Annotated in this window: 25 protein-coding genes; all 25 read right to left on the reverse strand. The window is 46.6% G+C overall.

Annotated features, from left to right (window positions below; genetic code table 11):
- Window positions 1-290 precede the first annotated feature (290 nt).
- Window positions 291-416, reverse strand: coding sequence for a hypothetical protein (locus WC356_05505; GenBank protein MFA5382600.1), 126 nt, complete (start codon window positions 414-416; stop codon window positions 291-293).
- Window positions 413-562 carry a hypothetical protein gene (locus WC356_05510; protein MFA5382601.1) on the reverse strand — a complete coding sequence of 50 codons (150 nt, stop codon included), beginning with the start codon at window positions 560-562 and terminating at the stop codon, window positions 413-415. Before WC356_05510 ends, WC356_05505 begins: the two co-directional genes overlap by 4 nt.
- A 390-nt stretch (window positions 563-952) precedes the next feature.
- Window positions 953-2,077, reverse strand: coding sequence for a hypothetical protein (locus tag WC356_05515; protein MFA5382602.1), 1,125 nt, complete (start codon window positions 2,075-2,077; stop codon window positions 953-955).
- A 409-nt stretch (window positions 2,078-2,486) separates the two neighbouring features.
- Entirely contained in the window at window positions 2,487-2,957 is a 471-nt protein-coding gene (locus WC356_05520) for a hypothetical protein (protein MFA5382603.1), read from the reverse strand.
- Window positions 2,954-3,082 carry a hypothetical protein gene (locus WC356_05525; GenBank protein MFA5382604.1) on the reverse strand — a complete coding sequence of 43 codons (129 nt, stop codon included), beginning with the start codon at window positions 3,080-3,082 and terminating at the stop codon, window positions 2,954-2,956. Before WC356_05525 ends, WC356_05520 begins: the two co-directional genes overlap by 4 nt.
- A 113-nt stretch (window positions 3,083-3,195) precedes the next feature.
- On the reverse strand, window positions 3,196-4,092 hold the full coding sequence (locus WC356_05530) for a hypothetical protein (GenBank protein ID MFA5382605.1): 897 nt from the start codon (window positions 4,090-4,092) through the stop codon (window positions 3,196-3,198).
- Window positions 4,076-5,191 (reverse strand): hypothetical protein, encoded by a 1,116-nt coding sequence (locus tag WC356_05535; GenBank protein ID MFA5382606.1) that lies wholly within the window; start codon window positions 5,189-5,191, stop codon window positions 4,076-4,078. The genes WC356_05530 and WC356_05535 overlap by 17 nt, the downstream gene beginning before the upstream one ends.
- The gene (locus WC356_05540) at window positions 5,188-5,613 is read right to left on the reverse strand and encodes a hypothetical protein (GenBank protein MFA5382607.1); all 426 of its coding nucleotides are present in this window, start codon (window positions 5,611-5,613) and stop codon (window positions 5,188-5,190) included. The genes WC356_05535 and WC356_05540 overlap by 4 nt, the downstream gene beginning before the upstream one ends.
- 96 nt (window positions 5,614-5,709) lie before the next feature.
- Entirely contained in the window at window positions 5,710-5,850 is a 141-nt protein-coding gene (locus WC356_05545; protein MFA5382608.1) for a hypothetical protein, read from the reverse strand.
- 34 nt (window positions 5,851-5,884) lie between these two features.
- A complete protein-coding gene (locus WC356_05550; GenBank protein ID MFA5382609.1) occupies window positions 5,885-6,070 on the reverse strand; it encodes a hypothetical protein in 186 nt (61 codons plus the stop codon).
- Window positions 6,067-6,537, reverse strand: coding sequence for a hypothetical protein (locus tag WC356_05555; protein MFA5382610.1), 471 nt, complete (start codon window positions 6,535-6,537; stop codon window positions 6,067-6,069). The genes WC356_05550 and WC356_05555 overlap by 4 nt, the downstream gene beginning before the upstream one ends.
- Window positions 6,538-6,541: 4 nt before the next feature.
- Window positions 6,542-6,985, reverse strand: coding sequence for a hypothetical protein (locus WC356_05560; protein ID MFA5382611.1), 444 nt, complete (start codon window positions 6,983-6,985; stop codon window positions 6,542-6,544).
- A gap of 5 nt (window positions 6,986-6,990) precedes the next feature.
- Window positions 6,991-7,797 (reverse strand): hypothetical protein, encoded by an 807-nt coding sequence (locus WC356_05565; protein MFA5382612.1) that lies wholly within the window; start codon window positions 7,795-7,797, stop codon window positions 6,991-6,993.
- A complete protein-coding gene (locus tag WC356_05570) occupies window positions 7,794-9,473 on the reverse strand; it encodes a hypothetical protein (GenBank protein ID MFA5382613.1) in 1,680 nt (559 codons plus the stop codon). Before WC356_05570 ends, WC356_05565 begins: the two co-directional genes overlap by 4 nt.
- Window positions 9,470-9,874, reverse strand: coding sequence for a hypothetical protein (locus tag WC356_05575; GenBank protein ID MFA5382614.1), 405 nt, complete (start codon window positions 9,872-9,874; stop codon window positions 9,470-9,472). Before WC356_05575 ends, WC356_05570 begins: the two co-directional genes overlap by 4 nt.
- 120 nt (window positions 9,875-9,994) lie before the next feature.
- Window positions 9,995-11,053, reverse strand: coding sequence for a tail fiber domain-containing protein (locus WC356_05580; GenBank protein ID MFA5382615.1), 1,059 nt, complete (start codon window positions 11,051-11,053; stop codon window positions 9,995-9,997).
- Between the two features lie 57 nt (window positions 11,054-11,110).
- A complete protein-coding gene (locus tag WC356_05585; GenBank protein ID MFA5382616.1) occupies window positions 11,111-11,287 on the reverse strand; it encodes a hypothetical protein in 177 nt (58 codons plus the stop codon).
- A 295-nt stretch (window positions 11,288-11,582) separates the two neighbouring features.
- The gene (locus tag WC356_05590) at window positions 11,583-12,026 is read right to left on the reverse strand and encodes a hypothetical protein (GenBank protein MFA5382617.1); all 444 of its coding nucleotides are present in this window, start codon (window positions 12,024-12,026) and stop codon (window positions 11,583-11,585) included.
- 392 nt (window positions 12,027-12,418) lie between these two features.
- Window positions 12,419-13,153, reverse strand: coding sequence for a hypothetical protein (locus tag WC356_05595; GenBank protein ID MFA5382618.1), 735 nt, complete (start codon window positions 13,151-13,153; stop codon window positions 12,419-12,421).
- Window positions 13,154-13,295: 142 nt separating this feature from the next.
- On the reverse strand, window positions 13,296-13,739 hold the full coding sequence (locus WC356_05600; GenBank protein MFA5382619.1) for a hypothetical protein: 444 nt from the start codon (window positions 13,737-13,739) through the stop codon (window positions 13,296-13,298).
- On the reverse strand, window positions 13,736-14,251 hold the full coding sequence (locus WC356_05605; protein MFA5382620.1) for an adenine-specific DNA methylase: 516 nt from the start codon (window positions 14,249-14,251) through the stop codon (window positions 13,736-13,738). Before WC356_05605 ends, WC356_05600 begins: the two co-directional genes overlap by 4 nt.
- 29 nt (window positions 14,252-14,280) lie before the next feature.
- Window positions 14,281-14,577, reverse strand: coding sequence for a DUF3850 domain-containing protein (locus tag WC356_05610; GenBank protein ID MFA5382621.1), 297 nt, complete (start codon window positions 14,575-14,577; stop codon window positions 14,281-14,283).
- Complete coding sequence (locus WC356_05615; GenBank protein ID MFA5382622.1) at window positions 14,574-14,990, reverse strand: hypothetical protein; 417 nt, start codon at window positions 14,988-14,990, stop codon at window positions 14,574-14,576. Before WC356_05615 ends, WC356_05610 begins: the two co-directional genes overlap by 4 nt.
- 142 nt (window positions 14,991-15,132) lie before the next feature.
- Window positions 15,133-15,297, reverse strand: a complete 165-nt coding sequence (locus WC356_05620) for a hypothetical protein (GenBank protein MFA5382623.1) — start codon at window positions 15,295-15,297, stop codon at window positions 15,133-15,135.
- Window positions 15,298-15,351: 54 nt separating this feature from the next.
- A complete protein-coding gene (locus WC356_05625; protein ID MFA5382624.1) occupies window positions 15,352-15,864 on the reverse strand; it encodes a DNA N-6-adenine-methyltransferase in 513 nt (170 codons plus the stop codon).
- Window positions 15,865-15,987 lie beyond the last annotated feature (123 nt).

Below are 15,987 nucleotides of genomic sequence, written 5' to 3' on the forward strand. Positions count from 1 at the left end.
TGCCGTATCATTTCCGTTCATTCACGCACTCCCTTCTCTGACCGAGTCGTCTATGATGACCGGGTTGATCGTCGTATCCATTCCGGGATTTACGTGTGCCATGTTAATCCCTCGGATATGCCGGCATTGGTACGGCCTCCCGCTTTCCGGCTTGATTGCATGATGTGCATTGACACATTTTGCAGTCGTAACCGCAGGATTTTGGATCCGTAGGGACCGGATCTGAATCGCATTTTCCATCGCAGTCGTATTTTCCTCTTTCCCAACACCTCCAATCGAATTTTACCATGTTAATCCCTCGGATATGCCGGCATCTTGGCCGACTCTTTGTTTTTCTCCTTGAGTAATTCTAGGTGCCACGCCTTCGCCTTTTCAACGAATACGCGTTCATTCTCGTCAGCTTCTGCGTTGGTCATGGGTGCACCGGCTGGTAAACGAGTGTTCCATCCTGCATTACGCAAACGGTATATTCTTCTGGCTTGTCTGCCTGTGCATATGCTTCTGATGGAATTGCAATACTCCACCCAAGCTCTTTATTTCCTCTAACTTTGTATCCTGTCATGCTTACTCCTGCCTTTCGGCATTCCCCCGCCGGACGCGAACCGGCTGTATACGCTAGAAAGGAGGGGGATTATCTGAATAACTGCTTTAGTCCCGTGTTGAATTTCTTGTACTGTTTTGACTCCTTTTTCATCAGGACCATATCTTTACCACAGTCCGGACACTTGGGGGCATTTTTAGCAGTTGCGAGATTATACCCACACTCACAGGCGAACGCTTGAAACCTCATGATTACCACTCAATGCCGTATTGCTCTCGGTTTTCCCAGATCTCATACTCTTCTTCAGCAATCCGGTTTTCGGATTCTTCAGCACTGTTGTCGTATTCCTGCATTGTGTTGCTCCTAATCCCGTTTGGGTTGATTACCTATAGGTTGGACTGGTATTTATACCTATAGGTTTGTGACTTTTCCATGAGTGGGATCATATCCTTGGTGTGGCCCCCTCCCCCAATCGCACAGTTTGACACTATCGTCCGGCTCCCTATCATAACACCATATGTCTGTGTCTATCCAATCCGGGATGTACTGTCTCGCCCATATAACGCGCTCTGTATCGATGAGGCCACCTTCCGGCGTTCTTTCTACATCCTGGTATGTTGTTTCAAGCCAAACGATATCCAGATCTGGATCTTCCGGGAGTTTCATTATTGATGATATGCGTTTACTTCCCCCATACATCCTAAATCCTGTGCTCCACAGATGTGCATTGAAAAGGAGCATGCCTATTGTCCATTGATCGAGTAGGAAACCTTTACGGAGATATTTCGATAGGTAATCCTTGAGTGATTTTAGTTTGTCATCGCCTTTTTTACGGGAGAAATCCAGACCATACGTGTGTGAGCCCTGTTTGTATTTTGTTGACCAGAGGTGACGCAATGTATTTTCTAATTCGATTGATATCTCACAGAATACCGCCAGATGATAGTGCACGTATCCGCTTTTGTGCGGTTCTGTTACCCAAAAATAATCTACATCCCCACAATGTTTGCGGATCATCTTTAGCAATTTTGTACGCGATTTGTTGAGATTGCCCCATGCCTGCGATATTGTCAAGCCTTCCTGATATGATGTCAGTGTGATCATTACTACCGGGCGATCCACCTGCAACGAAAACCAAGATTCTAATCGGTCTAATTTCCACCCCAATTCTCTCCTACGATTCGGTCCCCATCTATTATCGTAATCAATTGGAGCTATACGAAATTTCCCTTTCTTGACATCGTATCCTTTTAAAATGAATTTCTTCTGCTCGCACATATCCAGATATTCAAAAAATTCCTGACATAACCCTTCATATTTCTTTTGAGGACGATCAAACGATAACGCCTCCAATTTCGTTAGTGCCGCTTCACAGATCTTTGATGGTGTGTCAGTTATGCTTAATGATGGGACAAGACTAGCCCCACCCCCAACCCCCTCCCCTTCTGGGTAGGGGGCTTTTATGATGGCTGTCGTCCTCAGGGGGCTCTCGCCCACGGACTCCCATTTCTGGTACGGGACCGTGACATATGTCACTGTAAACCACCTGCTGCTATACGCTCTCGTGAAAAAAGATAAACAAAATTATTTAAGTTAGTGCAACTAAACTTTAGTTGCTTATCTCTTGCTTTGTTTTTTGCCGGGCCTGCAAGCCCTGGCATAATTTGTTTCAGAAGATCACCTTATCAAATTCCGGTAAATGATGTAATCGGTTTCAATCCGTTATATTAGTTTTTAACAAGTAAATTTGTTTTAAGAAAAGAGTGGTTGTTTTAATATTCATATTCTGTCGTTTTTGTGTCGGGCACCTCCAACCAATGCGGCTTTATCATCTTTCCTTGTTCGTCCCATCCGCATATCGCCGGTAGTCTATCGCCACCCGGTGAGAAAGTGCACCCCTTTTTATTTTGGGTGCAGCTCACGCAGACGTGTTGCTTTCCCGGAGTCATGCCTGGTATTTCCTGAACGATCCTTCCTTGAAGAAATATTCATCGGGGTTTGTGGCCGGGACAACCCGAGCGCGGATCTTCATGGTTGGAATGAATACGTTGTCCCATACCGGGATTTTGTTTTCCGGACAAAGGATCCCAATATCGTCCATGAACTTGATCACCTTTGATCGTTTGGTGTCGCTCGGGCCTTTGCCCCAACTGAGGGTCTCGATGTTGAACTTCTGGAATACAAGGATGCCAGATTTGATTTCCTTCCATGTGGTTGCTGCATGGACTTTTTTGGGCGCTGGTTTGTTTGCGGCCCTGTCCTTTGCTGACTGCCACCCCTTAAGCTGCTGGTCCTTTGCTTCGACCAGTTCAAAGATGTATTCTTCCTGCGGATCGAGCGGGGGTTTGCCTTTGTTCTTTTCTCCGAGTCCTGAGAAGCTGCTGGCAACCTTTGAACCGTTGTAGTTGATGGTCATTTTGTTAACCTCGTAACTTCAATCCAATTTGAAATTAACCATTGGATGACTTTTGCCGGGATCATTTTCCCAGTTCTGTTCCCTTCGCTGTACAGGAGATTTTCTTTCTTTGCTATGAGAGTCATTGTATTATAATCACTCTCATACACTGTGATTGTTTTGAATGGTTCCGTTCTTATTTCCTGCTCGTTTAATTGAGCAATACCACATTATCGTAAAAATAGATAAATGTTTGGGTTTATTCCAGTTTCCACCAAACGGTTCCGCCAAGGTTTGCAAATGTGCCATAGACTTTGATGTCGTCTAATGTGACCTTTCGTGAGTATGTGGCGTTCTCCTGGATGGTGCGGGGGATCTGGAATTGACAAAAACCATCAACTGCATTTGACCTTCCACCAAAGAGCCATTCTAACTTTTGTGCGGATATGATGCCGGATCCTTTCTCCTGCACGATGAGATAGCCGAATGGGCCGGGGTTTGTAACATGATCGAATGTCCAAAGGTCATCGAACTCTGTTATGCGGCGTTCCGGATATTCAAAGTCGTCTGCCTTGTAAAGCCTGTCGCCTATCCCAACGTGATAGTGCGAGCAGTCAAAGAGGTATTGCCTTACATCATCACCTGTGCCATCACCGGTATCGTCGGAATATGTGTTGGTGAAGATGAATAGGAATTGGTCTTCCCTGTCGTCTGGCTTTACCACGAACTTCCGCGCCCACGATACAGACCACCAACGGTATGAATCCATGATGCGGTAATCGTATACCGTGACCCATGTGGAAAGGTCCTTTGTTCCTTCGCCGTTGATGCCCTGCACATTTTCCCTGAACCAATGGTGCCACTCTCGCATGTGCAACCCGTTGGTGCGGAGCATGTATTCTTCCGGATCCTCGGTAACATATACGACCGGGGATTCTGTTGGTTCTGGGGTTGGTGTTGGGGTTGGTGTTGGGGTTGGTGTCGCCATTGCATTATGGTATGTTGTCTTTGCGAGCGTGACGCACCCCCCGGTTAATGTAATACAAATAACCAGAAATAAGAGAGCCATGCAGACGATAAGAGCAAACCATTTTGTAAGTCGGTATCCGGTTTCATCGCGTTGTGGTAAATCTAATCCTTCAAGTTCGTCCATCATCGGGTATCATCTCTTCTGCTCTCCATCGGTTATTCCCATATATTTCCTGAACTTCCGGAGGGATAGCAAGCGCAGAAAAACGCCCCAATTCGGGGAAGCACTCTTCTTCTGGTTCGGCTTCTTTAGGTGGCTGGTCGTGGTATCGCCTCGCATATATGATGTCCATTCTTGCCATGGTGTCCCGGTCCTCTTGTCGTTTGGGATACAAAGGGACGGGAAGCGGTCTGTCGTTGGGGCTTGCTAAGCCCGACCTGTTGACAAATTTGTATTCGTTGCGCTTGTACCGGCTCGTTGGCTTCCATCCGAGATTTGGGTGTGGCTGGCAATGCTTATGTAGTGCGGGAACGTCTGGCACCTGGGCGTTTACACAGAGGAATACACACGGCATATTTTCACGGATGATAGGGACAACATTGGTGAATCCCTGCGATGATATTACGAGCCTCCAGCCGTATGTCCTAATCTCAAGCGCACCCCCGGCTATTTCTTCTGTGGCTTTGACGCGCTTTGGTTTGTTGGTAACTTTTGTACCGGCGATGAGCCATTGGGATTCGTCAAGGAATAGCGCGACCTTTGATCCTTTCCCATGCCATGATGACGGGGCTATCCTCGGGATTGTCCCGCGCCTGCATCCTTCTGATAATGTCTTGAAGAATTGAATCATCCAATCAAGAAGGGCATCCTCTGACCAGAACGCATTACGGACTTCAAGGATGTTGATGTGGTCGGGCTTGATTGCATAGAACACATCGTCCGGAGTATTAACTGGAGAATACGAGATATCGCCCGGGTATCCCGTTATCTCAATGCCCGCGTGTTTTGGTATGATGACGTTTACCGGAAGCCCCATGAAGAATAACGGCAGGATGTCGTGGTCCTTGCTGGCTGATATCCAGAGTATTACCTCTGTATATTTTATCCAGTTTGCAAGGTTGTGCATTTTGTTTGTCTTGCCGGACCCTGTCGGACCGATCACATACCCGTGCTCTGCCGGCATGTGGAGAAACGAATCTGCAAAGAATTTACCCGGGCCCGTAAGTATGAACGCCCTTTGTGATTCTTCCAGCTTGTCGAGATATGATGGATTAATTCCCCTCATCCTGCGAGCATCTCCTGACCTTCATCTGGCCTCACGTTATCTACGATTTTTGATTCTGCTGTGATCACGTCTAACCTTTCTTGAATCCCCCGCATAGCTTTGATAAGGTTCTTTTCGTACGCTCCGCAAGATTGCCCTTCAAAAGAACCATCGTACATTTCATATGCGGCATCAATCTCTGCCTTTACCTCATTAAGCAACGGAACGTATTTGAATTCATATTCCGGATCTATTGTCCCGTCCTTTGTGCGGAGTAGCATTGGGAGGTATGCCCGCAATTCTGAAAACCAACTCTGTAAAATACCAAGTTTCTCTATATGCTGTTGATTTCCGTACCCGTATCTGATTTTACGAATGGAGATAAAACCAGGATAACCAATCCCGGCTAATTTTCCTATGTTACTCCTGCTGAGTCCGACCATACCATTCCTTTGCGTATCTGCCGACTGCCGGCATGATGTAGCCAATGGCGAAGCTGATGAGCATTGCTGCCCAAAGGTTTGTTTCTGAAGTGCAGATCATGTTTTCCATAATAACGGCCTCACTCGTTTTACTTCTTCTGATATCTGTTCCATCTCTTTATTCCATTCCTCGCGTTCCCGTTCGGATATGGTCTTTAAGTGCAGTTTGACCTTAAGCCATTCTATCACCATCTCCATACATTTCCCGATGAGCGCGAACCCGTACTCCTTGCTAATCATCCGGATACGCTCTCCTGAATTCTTTCATTTCTTTTACGATAACGGCCATGCGCTTGCCGATTTTGACACGCTCTTTTATTGAGAGGGTGTGAATCCTATTTTGGATTACATCGGCATAGCCCTGCATCTCTTTTACGAGATCGAGCATGTGCTGTTTCTGTTCTGGGGTGCAATTCATCGCTGTGCGCCTCCGTTGGTCTGCTGTTGCTGCTGGCCCCTGCCTGTAATGCCGCTCCACATTCTTGAGAGTAGCCCGGGCTTTTGTTCATTCTCCCCGGATAGCAACGGCATACCCTGAATGATGTATTGCGGCTTCATCGCGAGCGCGAAAATGCTGTTGAATAGCTTGCCGTCCTTGTTCACGCTCTGATTGCCTGCTCCCTGATATACGGATAGGCGATACGAGCAGTCGTAATAAGTGGGATTGCCCGGGTTGGTTGGTGTGGGATCTACGTGGTTGAGTGCTGTCCAAACTCCATGAAAGACCGTGAACCTGGCATTAACAATGGTTGGGGTTGGCCATTTCTTGATGAGATCTTTCATCATGGCCATGGTTGCCATGTCGGGATTCCACTGTGCGGGATCCACGTTCTGCCCTGTGTTATTTACAACGCTCGGGGATTGGGTGCGGGTTACTTCTGCCATGTGATCAGCTCGCCAATGTGCTGAGTACCGGGCCGATAAGCCCCGCCCAAAGCATCATGCCAATTACGATGCCTATTACGAGATTCCGCATACTCTTCCCCATGTCGAGGGCTTCCCCAATGTCGTCAATGGTTGCTGCCGAACCAATGACCTTTTCAAGATTGGGGGCACTTCTTGGACGGACGTATAAATTACACGTCCTGCCCTTGTATGCTGCATACATCGGCTGCGTGAGTCCAGCGGCATCGGTGTATGTGATATAGCCTTCATGGTTGGGGCTAATCTCTGCTCCAATGGTATTCCATGTTTCCAAAAGGGAATTGTGCCGCCTTACCCACGGCATTAATACGAGAGATTTGATCTGCCCGTTGTCTGCAACATCCACTACCTGCATAACCGGGACTTTACGCCCGGTTAATTTGTATACCCATCTTTCGATAAAGTCCATAAGTATCACACCCTGAACCATCCTCTGATGGTCCCAATAGATTCTATGAGCATGCGCCACAATTCCATGATGAAACTGAATAGTTTTTTCTGGTCACTGAAGAATGTTTTAAAGAATATGTCCATTCTTCCGTGTGCCTTGCGTGCTGCAAATACCATTGATAGGGATATGTAAAGCGTCACGGTCATAAGGAGATTTTCAACAAAGAAAAACTTAATCCAGTATACCAAAGAGGTTACGAAATTAATAACATAAGAAAGGGTGGAAAATATCAGATCCGTTATCTGGCTGATGTTTTGCCCCGTCATGCTTCCAACAACTACGTCTCGCTTTTCCTCTCTGATTGTATATGTAATATCGGAGTCTGCAACAAACTCAAAACCAATAATGGGCGACGATACCCCGTACTGTTCAACGGCTATGTTATTTATCGCTCCAGATTGACCCGCGCCCATTATCCATCTGGACTCATCCAACTCTGTAAGGTTTCGGCTTGGGTACATGGAAATATATAACCTACCCGGAGTTACAAAAACCAAATCGTCGGAATCCCCATCTAGTGTTATTTCGGCTTTTGTTGCTACAGGAAACCCAAAGAGATCGTGCGGTTGATATGACCAAGATCCACTTGTTGTTGTTCCGTCTAATCTCTTTAAATCAAACGTTACATAGACCGGACTATCCCCAACCATATCTAATCTATATATCGCCATATCATCGGCGCAATCATAAGACATGGTTTGTGCCGTTACGGGCTGCGCTATCAGTATGAAACAAAGGAGTATTGCGGGGATTAATCCCCACGGTTTCATGGCTTCCACCCTGCGATATACAGAATCGTGAAGATGAAACATATTTGGATAAGCAGGAGCATGTTATCGGCTAACCATGATAACGAGAAACTGCTCTGCTCTGCCCTACATTCTTCCGCGCTGTAATCGGATGCCGCGGGGTCACAATGCGGGAGATATGTTTGTACCGGGGTTGGTGTGCCCCCCCCGGGGAGTGTTGTTACTGTCGTTGTTGGGTGTGATGTTATTGTTCCTTTGGTAAGGTATACGGTTCCTGATACAAAGGTATCTCCTCCGGATGGAACTCCGGTGTTGAGTACGATCGTTGTACTTCCAGTGTATCCTGATTTTTCCGCTTTGAAATGGACGTTGGTATTATTTGGGAATACGAACTGTGCCCAACCTGCGCTATTCGTGGTCTTGACCTGTGAACCACCCCCTGCGGCTTGTCCCGTTACTGTCGCACCAATGACGGCTAATCCGGTATCTACATCTTCGGCTTTTACGAATACGGTAACGTTCCCTTCTGATACATTGGTGAACCCTGTCGGGTACATGTAAAGGACGTAACCCGGGAATGCCTGGGGTTCTACGATAAGCTGTTCAGCATCGTTAAACCCAACAGCAAAGCCATACCCGCTTAATTTGTGATCTGCCAACGTGGTGATACTTGATGTGCCCGTGGATGAGGTTACATTGACCCATGAATCATTTTCTATATCCAGCAGGTCAATCGTAGCATTTGCAACCAATCCCCCGAAAACCATATCCTCGGCCCTCCAAGGGGTTGTTATCATTGATGTTGCGTTGTATACCCAAATGTATTCTGTTTTTACTTCGCAGTCGGATCCCATGTCGTTTGCTGCACAATGGGTAATTGTGTAATTACCGGATGCGGTGAACAGCATGGTTACATCTTCGCTTGTCGATGACGGGGATATAAATACCCCGGTGTTTGGGGTTGATGTCCAATTCCATGATGTTGCCGTCGTATTTGTCGATGTGTCTGTAAACACCACTGTAAGGGGGGCCGATCCGTTTGTTGGTGTCCCATTGAAGTCTGCTATCGGCGGGCCCGGGGGTGTTGTGGTAAAATAATGACTGACACCTCCTGTGTCATTAATCCATCCTAATTTTTCTGCTCCTGCATCAAATCTGACTGCAAACACTATCCTTGTAGTAACATCCCCCGGAAGCCTATATATATCAGCGCCCCCGTCAGATGAAACATTATAATCTGATGCTCTAGCATCATTACCTAAAAGCACATATGATAAATTTCCCCCCGCAGGAATATAAATAGCATTTGCGGGTGTTGTTGCTGTTCTTGCATCAACTAAAAGATAATTTATGTCGCACGTGCCCGTATAAGTTTGGCGCCAATCTGTCGATATGCGAGATTGGCCTAATGTTGGATATCCATAACCTGTTATGCTTAAATCTTCAAAATAAAAATCAGTATATGTTAAATGACCATCAATGTTTGTACCTCCTCCTGACGAAAATCCTACTTTTGACGCTGCACCAACATACGCTTCATCATGTGTTACCACATCTATTTTATTAGAACTATTACACCCATCGGTAAATAATACAGGATTCCAAATAGTCCCGCTTCCATTGTCCCATACGAATGATGCCTGGGCCGGGATTATGCACGCTGCAAGGATTAAGCAGATTGCGAGAAGGCGTTTCATCGTGCACCTCTCATAATCAAATAACCTACAACAAAGCAGATGAATATGATCGCAATGGCATTAGACTGCACAAATGGGAAGGCATGGTTATTGAGCCAATCTGTAGGATCGGTAAGTGGATTGCTTGACAGGGGTTTAAGCGTGAAGATGTATGACTCGTTTGCATCGAGCGTGATCACGCTGGTATCATTGTAGAAACCCTGCATACTGCCGTTTGGGTAATATACCATTATGTCCCGGCTGTTTGATGCTCCCGGGTTGCTCATGGTGATGGTTTGCGCATCTGCTGGTACTGAGAGCAGTATAACGATAACTCCGACAAGGAGAACAAAAAGCGCAATTGTCTTTTGGTTCGCCCTTATCTTTTTGAATTCCTTTTTAAGTTCTGGATCCAACGTCATTCTCTATTTCACCTTTGATCTGTCTTAGACGATCACCAACAGTTTTTATTCTACCTGTTTGATGATACGGTCTTAACATCACATTGTCCGGCCCGTTGGTTTTAATTTCGTGTAATCTACTCATGGTTTCTTCTCCAAGTCCTCAATTCGTTTTGTTAAGCTGTCGATTTGTTCCGACTGGTTCTTGATGACGTTCATCTGATACGCTGATATGCACCTGTCGTATACTGTCTTTGTTCCGTTAGTGGTGTATACGCACTCTGATAGACCTGCAGACTCTAGGTTCTGTGCGAGGAACCCATAGTACCGGCTTGTCGAATCCAGCCCGGATTCATACGTGTATTCGAATGAATATGGTTCGATCTTGTCGAGTATCTTTGGATCGTCTATTGTGTATTTCTGTTTATTCTTTTTCTTGGTTTCATCGGATACCGATGTGATATTACCGCCGGCATCGAACGTTGCCGTTCCTGCGCCATATGAGCTAAACCGCACCGTACCCTGAACATGGAGCGTTGCGGTCGGTGCTGTTGTGATTATGCCAACCATAGGGGAATTTGTATTTCCTAAAATACGGATTGCTTCAACGGCTGATGTGCGTGCTGCATTTGGGACGTATAAAGACAGACTGCCCGGGGAGGAAGTATAATCCGCACCACGCAAGGCAATGCGGGCAGATGACCCAACCGTTGTATTTCCGCCCTGGATGAACAGGCGATCGTTTGAAACGCCTGCCCTGAATATGTCTGTGCCTGTCAAACCCCTCGACGCATCGTTGAGGTAATATGATGCGTTCCATGTCTGGTCATTACCTAATAAAGCATCGACATATGATTTATTTACAACATCGGATCTCCCTGTGATATTGTTTACCGTGATGTTATACATCGACATATTCAGGTTGCCTTCCATCGGGCGCGACCCATTTAAAAAGAGGAAACCACTGCTTTGAAAATCAGAACCGGGTGTCATATTTGGGGTGAGGTTAAATGTTTGGTTCATTTCACCCTCAATGATGATACTCTGTGTCGCTGAACGAACACACAACGGTGTCCAATCTGTTAATGTGTATTTGCAGAAAAACGGGATGGTATCGACACTGGGGTTTATTTCTATGGCATTTACTGGGATTATTGCAGAAAGAATCAATATACATAAAAAAAGGGCTGCAATTCTCATTAAACCATAATTGTCCCGGAAGGCTATAAACCTGCCGGGCATTTATGGCTTATTGGCTTACATCCGGATCTTGCCAAGGATGCTGTCAAAGATACCAAGCACAAAACCGATAAGGGCCATCGCGATGATGATCGGGAGCGCTGCAAGCACAAGGCTGAGCAGCGTCGGGAACAGAAGAATAACCCCATCCAGTACCGGCCCGATAGATGCGTTAAGGTCTGCCGTGTTTTTCACCCCCTTTCACATTTGTCATAAGTAGCAATTGACCACCGCATATTTAAATGTTGTCTAGTCTTACGTCGTAGAGAAATATGCATTGTTTCTAAATGTCGTGGTGCTTAATAGGAAATTGTGCGCGCTTGAACCAGACCAACATTTTTGAAGTGCCGTTTCCTTTCTTATGCAATACTGGAATGGAAGCACAGGTTCCGCATTACCACTTAACGGGCGTTTGTGGTTCTCAATCTTACATCTGGATACGGAACTTGGCACACCCAATACAACAGACCAACTTTAAAAAAATGCTGGATCAACCGAGAAGCGCGGAAACTTCCTGGTAGAATTGATTGAAGAATAGATTGTATTTCGTTTTTACTCTCATTCTTTTGTATGAATGCCCATCCAACTTCCTATGGCACTTTGTACACAGCCAGATATAATTGGTTGGGTCCCTGTTGTATTCTCCACTAATATTACAGAGCTCCAATCGTTTTGGCTTTTCCCCACAGTGTGAACAGGCTTCTGGTTTTGGGATTGTCCTTCTTAATACCAGATGCAGGGAGTTATATTTTATGTTGTCCCCTTTCCACCTGGGGCTTGTTTCGTCTTTCTTACCGGGACGGCCACATGTCTTTTGCCATGCTCGGATCTTATCCGGATTGCCCCATTTCTTTTGGCACCTCTTTGATTGTTTCGATAACCATTCTGCAAACAATACTGGATTATCCAAAACTTCCTTTCTTGGCAATGGCATATAAATTACTAGTATTACAATCGTAAAAAAGATTTTGATATTGTGGTGGTTTGAAGGATTACGAAATGGTAAGCTGCTGCTCGTCCGGGTCGCTGGGCCGGAGTCGTCGCTGTATTTCCATGATCGCCTCTACTTCCTCAAGCGTTGTATTCTCATCTCCATGCGGGCAGTTTTTACATTCAATTGGCCAACATGGTGCTTGGCAATGGGGGATCTCGTATTGTTTGCTGCTCATCGCTGGTTAAAGTCCCGTGGTCCTGCCGGACCGTGTCTTACCTGTGAAAGAATCCATGCAACAATTAAGATAAAGACCAATATCGGGATAACTGATAATATTAAAGATCCAAGCGCCGCTATCGGAATTGGTTCCCAAAGGTTTGATATGTTTTGTATCATTGCTGTGGCTCCTGCTGTGCCCGGAGGGATTCTACCTCGCACTCGATCATCTCAATGTAATCGATAATCGCCATTTCTTTTCTGTATCTTTTTTTCAGAACTGCGAGGATATTGTCCGTTGTCTCTGCCTGCTCGCGGGCGGCTTTGGCTACCTGTGCGTTGATGCGTTCGTTCTCAATGGCGGCCTTTGCCTGTCCATCTGTATAACCATTCTGATATGCCTCTCTCCACTGTTCTGATTCTTCGGGCAATTGATCTTCCGGTGCCGGGGCGCTGGTGTAGGAATCTTCCATGTGCTCAACCAATCCGGCAACATTGTTGTATGCGAGCCATTGCCCCTTCCAGAAGGTAGTATGCAATTCGTCTGCATCGTCTTTGCACATCTCTTTATGTGCTGCTGCATGAAATTTCCGAATCTGTTTCAAGAGATCGTTTTCCGGTGCCGGGGCGCTGGTGTGGATGGCTCGCTCATCTGTATACGGGCAACCCTCACACATATCCCAATGATCACATTTGTCACAGTGATTTTCCCCAGTGGGTGTGATGCTGGCAAATTCCAGCATATAAGTATCCCCAGTATCATCAAATCCCGTAATGGTAAGTTCTTGCACACCATCAGTTCTTTCTGCGAGTTCAACATCAAAACCTGCAAACTTCATAAAGGCTATGATGTCATTGCGGTCTGCTATTTTCTCGCATCGCTGCGAGTGCGGCTGGCGGGCGAGGGTCATTGGACACGCTCCTTTTTCGTATCGTCAAGATAACACGACGCATTGTTATTCATCCATCCGTGGTAGTTGCTACACCAGACGAACCCGTCTTTTTCCACTCCATCTGGGGTTGTCCACATCCCTGCGGTGCATTTTGTGCATGTCATCGGGCACCGCCTTTGGTGCTTGGGTGCTTTGTATCTGCCCTGATTTTATCCACCTGCTCCCTTGCCCATTTGTGAGAGGTGCAAAAACCATTCAGGAATCCGGCTATCCAGTCTTGCTCATTGTGGTTGTGCTTCCGTTCCTCCCTGCGTTTCCATTCATCGTGTGCCAGAAGAAGCAAATCTTCGCTGCTGAATTTCGGCTTATCCGGCGCAGGCGCCGGGGGGCTGGTGTGTGTGGCTCGACGCTCCTTTTCAAGTTCTGCCCTTATGAAGCCCCGGCAATAACACACCAGTTCATAATCTCCGTGGTTTTTTGATGATAACTGACCATCAACTTGCGTTTCTTCAATTGCTCCAATAAGTTCTGTGAATTTTATATCCAGTCTTTCAAGCGCAGAATATCGCATATCTGGATTTAGCGGCTGGCGGGCGGGGGTCATGGAGCACCTACCTTTTCTGCTATACAGATAGTTGCATTATGATTTCCCCCATGTAAAACCATCAACCCATCAACTATACCGAATCCTTTTACTTCATCACACGGGAGGACTATTAATCCATCAACAATTTTTAATCCCCTGGTCTTTCCTACATGAGAAGCCCCATAACCAAAAGAAAGAACGGTTCCAGATGGTTTTATTATTCTTACAATCTCGTCCCTTATTTTAGACCAGTAAGACGCCTTGGTATCATGGAGAGTTATACCTAAAGACTTGTAAACCTCCTTCCGCTGACGCGGAGTGTATGCTGGATCATTCAAGAAAATATCCGCACACTTATCGGGTTGTTCCTGGAGCCAGTCGAGAGAATCGATCCCAGTAATCGCAATGTCGTTGCGGTGATTCGCTATTGTAGAACCACCACAGAACGGATCGTATATTTCTCCCCCGGTATTCCAGGTTTCGATGAATCTTCGTATTGGTGGAATTGTAAATGTGGCGGGGCTTGGCATTGCCCATTCAACACGAAAAAACGGGTATGTCATCGGGCACCGCCTTTGGTGCTTGGGTGCTCTACTCTACGTGTCAGTTCTTTAACATAGAACAAACAGCGATCTTTTGTAAGCCCATCGAATGTATTTTCCGGGATGAGTATTTTTGTAATTTCTTGGATGACACTTCTCCCGGAATACTCATCCACGCTTGGATCATATTCGCGCTGCCATACAATATCCCCAACCTCATAATTCCGGTCGTTTATCCGAATTTCAAAGAGTTTGTTATTATACCAAACCTCATCGAAAAACGGCTGTACACATTTTACTTCAATGAATTTCATCGCCCTCCCTCCTGCTGCTGTGACCGGAGGGATTCTTCCGCCGCGTCGAAAATCTCCGCGAGTTCATCAATCCCTATCTGTGGTATCTCCTGATCGTTTGGATCGTATGGGCGTGGTTTCAGATGGAACCTATCAGATATTTCTTTGCGTAAAGCATCCAACACCTGCTCGCGGGCGACTTTGGCTGCTGATGCTGCCTGTGCCTGATAGATACATTCCTCACAGGGTGGACGCGGTGCTTGGGGGCTGGTGTGCGGGCGGGAACGGATTACACCAAATTCCTGCTCCCATAATCTGATGAGCGTTGTCTTGGGCTCGTTCTGATCGAGTGCTGCATAGAAATAATCGTTCAAACATCCGAGATCGTCTTCATTGCAGATGTATTCCTGTTGCGGATGGCGGGCGAGGGTCATTGGACACGCTCCTTTTTCGTATCGTCAAGATAACACGACGCATTGTTATTCATCCATCCGTGGTAGTTGCTACACCAGACGAACCCGTCTTTTTCCACTCCATCTGGGGTTGTCCACATCCCTGCGGTGCATTTTGTGCATGTCATCGGGCACCGCCTTTGGTGCTTGGGTGCTTGGTGTGCATCTTGTCACCCCCAGTTGGGGTTTGTCCAGTAGTTGTATTTCCTCGCGTGGACAACGTAGCATTCACAATCATCATTCTCGCAGTCGTCCCCCGCTTCTCTTGGTATTGACTGCACTTTTCCACATTCGGGGCATTTTGTCATGTCCCGAAGTTGTCTGTAGTTTTCTGCTTTTGAGATCATACCTCGCTCACTCCTTCCTCCTGCTGCTGCTGATCCTGCTGTGAGATTGTATCCCCTATTCGCGGGCCTTCCCAATCCTGCCGGCGCTCGTTACGGAAGATCACGATCACGCTTGGGAACGGTGCGCCGTTCTTTGAATCACCGAATTTCAGCCGGCCTTTCACAAAACGGATCTCCTGCGCTTTCATCACGTAGTCGTGCCAGTACCGGGTGTCCGTTCGGCTCGGGATTAGGCAGACCACCACGGCACCTTTAAGAGATTCTTCATACGCCTTTTTCATGAACGGACCGATCTTGGAATAGGGAGGGTTAAGCCAAATGCGGCGACCCCATTTCACCCATTCAAGATTTAAGGCATCAGTAAAACATCGATTGCATTTCTGATTGGTATGATCCGCCGCTGCATCGCAATCAAAATGGAATTCTCGATCCAGCATGTCGAACAACCAAGATGGTGTACTCCATTGGTCCGATGCTTTGCTGAATAGTGCCGTATCATTTCCGTTCATTCACGCACTCCCTTCTCTGACCGAGTCGTCTATGATGACCGGGTTGATCGTCGTATCCATTCCGGGATTTACGTGTGCCATGTTAATCCCTCGGATATGCCGGCATTGGTACGGCCTCCCGCT

The sequence above is a fragment of the Candidatus Micrarchaeia archaeon genome (assembly GCA_041653315.1).
Classification (GTDB): Archaea; Micrarchaeota; Micrarchaeia; order Anstonellales; family JAHKLY01; genus JAHKLY01.

Bases quoted from the DNA above. Each gene is read 5' to 3' on its own strand.
- WC356_05505 (MFA5382600.1), bottom strand. From the start codon at position 416: ATGACCAACGCAGAAGCTGACGAGAATGAACGCGTATTCGTTGAAAAG.
- WC356_05510 (MFA5382601.1), bottom strand. From the start codon at position 562: ATGACAGGATACAAAGTTAGAGGAAATAAAGAGCTTGGGTGGAGTATT.
- WC356_05520 (MFA5382603.1), bottom strand. From the start codon at position 2,957: ATGACCATCAACTACAACGGTTCAAAGGTTGCCAGCAGCTTCTCAGGA.
- WC356_05525 (MFA5382604.1), bottom strand. From the start codon at position 3,082: ATGACTCTCATAGCAAAGAAAGAAAATCTCCTGTACAGCGAAGGGAAC.
- WC356_05530 (MFA5382605.1), bottom strand. From the start codon at position 4,092: ATGATGGACGAACTTGAAGGATTAGATTTACCACAACGCGATGAAACC.
- WC356_05535 (MFA5382606.1), bottom strand. From the start codon at position 5,191: ATGAGGGGAATTAATCCATCATATCTCGACAAGCTGGAAGAATCACAA.
- WC356_05540 (MFA5382607.1), bottom strand. From the start codon at position 5,613: ATGGTCGGACTCAGCAGGAGTAACATAGGAAAATTAGCCGGGATTGGT.
- WC356_05545 (MFA5382608.1), bottom strand. From the start codon at position 5,850: ATGGAGATGGTGATAGAATGGCTTAAGGTCAAACTGCACTTAAAGACC.
- WC356_05550 (MFA5382609.1), bottom strand. From the start codon at position 6,070: ATGAATTGCACCCCAGAACAGAAACAGCACATGCTCGATCTCGTAAAA.
- WC356_05555 (MFA5382610.1), bottom strand. From the start codon at position 6,537: ATGGCAGAAGTAACCCGCACCCAATCCCCGAGCGTTGTAAATAACACA.
- WC356_05560 (MFA5382611.1), bottom strand. From the start codon at position 6,985: ATGGACTTTATCGAAAGATGGGTATACAAATTAACCGGGCGTAAAGTC.
- WC356_05565 (MFA5382612.1), bottom strand. From the start codon at position 7,797: ATGAAACCGTGGGGATTAATCCCCGCAATACTCCTTTGTTTCATACTG.
- WC356_05570 (MFA5382613.1), bottom strand. From the start codon at position 9,473: ATGAAACGCCTTCTCGCAATCTGCTTAATCCTTGCAGCGTGCATAATC.
- WC356_05575 (MFA5382614.1), bottom strand. From the start codon at position 9,874: ATGACGTTGGATCCAGAACTTAAAAAGGAATTCAAAAAGATAAGGGCG.
- WC356_05580 (MFA5382615.1), bottom strand. From the start codon at position 11,053: ATGAGAATTGCAGCCCTTTTTTTATGTATATTGATTCTTTCTGCAATA.
- WC356_05590 (MFA5382617.1), bottom strand. From the start codon at position 12,026: ATGCCATTGCCAAGAAAGGAAGTTTTGGATAATCCAGTATTGTTTGCA.
- WC356_05595 (MFA5382618.1), bottom strand. From the start codon at position 13,153: ATGACCCTCGCCCGCCAGCCGCACTCGCAGCGATGCGAGAAAATAGCA.
- WC356_05600 (MFA5382619.1), bottom strand. From the start codon at position 13,739: ATGACCCCCGCCCGCCAGCCGCTAAATCCAGATATGCGATATTCTGCG.
- WC356_05605 (MFA5382620.1), bottom strand. From the start codon at position 14,251: ATGCCAAGCCCCGCCACATTTACAATTCCACCAATACGAAGATTCATC.
- WC356_05610 (MFA5382621.1), bottom strand. From the start codon at position 14,577: ATGAAATTCATTGAAGTAAAATGTGTACAGCCGTTTTTCGATGAGGTT.
- WC356_05615 (MFA5382622.1), bottom strand. From the start codon at position 14,990: ATGACCCTCGCCCGCCATCCGCAACAGGAATACATCTGCAATGAAGAC.
- WC356_05625 (MFA5382624.1), bottom strand. From the start codon at position 15,864: ATGAACGGAAATGATACGGCACTATTCAGCAAAGCATCGGACCAATGG.